Below are 970 nucleotides of genomic sequence, written 5' to 3' on the forward strand. Positions count from 1 at the left end.
GCATCGCTGGCATTAACGAGCCGGAGCACCGCGGGCTTATTAGGTGATTCCATAGAGCAGGTGCTGGTTGACGAAGATCGGGAAGCTATCAGCCAGGAGTCTGYTGATGCACCTGAAATCGGGATCAGTCCGGGTGACCTGGCGTATGTGATCTATACTTCGGGTTCAACAGGTCGTCCGAAGGGGGTGATGATCGAGCATAAGAGTTTGTTGAACTTTCTGCTGTCAATGAAACAGGATCTGGGATTTATTCCAGGTATGAGTATGATGGCTGTCACTACATATAGTTTTGATATTTCATGCCTGGAATTATATTTACCCTTACTGTCAGGAGGAGAGGTTTACCTGGTGGGGAAAGAAGCGTCGAGAGATGGGTTCCAACTAATGGCTTTACTGTCAAAAGTAAAGCCTGACTATATGCAGGCAACTCCATCGATGTGGCAGATGCTGTTAGATTTAGGATGGAAGAATGATACAGGTACACGCATCTTAGTGGGTGGGGAAGCCTTGCCGTATGAATTGAAGGAACGATTGGTCGCTGTGGGAGGTAGTTTATGGAACCTTTATGGGCCAACAGAAACCACCATCTGGTCAACAGCGAGTCTTTTAACAAAAGGAATTAAAGTAAATATAGGCACTCCAATAGCCAATACCAGCATATATATAAGAAATGCGGATGGTAATTTATGTCCTGTAGGAGTGAGTGGTGAACTGTGTATAGGCGGAGCCGGCTTGTCACGAGGATACCTGAACCGTTCGGATCTGACGGCAGAGCGTTTCATACCGGACCCCTACGGTGAAGAAGGCGGGCGATTGTATAAGACGGGGGACCTTTGCCGCTGGTTGCCTGACGGTAATATAGAGTACCTGGGCCGTATGGATGACCAGGTAAAGATCCGTGGTTACCGTATTGAGCTAGGGGAGATCGAGTCCGTGCTACAGCAGAGCCCGGGCGTACGCCAGGGTGTTG

At 48.8% G+C, this 970-nt stretch carries 1 protein-coding gene; it reads left to right on the forward strand.

Translation table 11 applies throughout. The features are described from left to right. The coding region (locus AC1DRQ_RS31840) for an amino acid adenylation domain-containing protein (protein WP_477430202.1) at nt 1–970 on the forward strand (970 nt) is incomplete at both ends.

It is taken from the genome of Mucilaginibacter sp. P4_E8 (assembly GCF_056401495.1).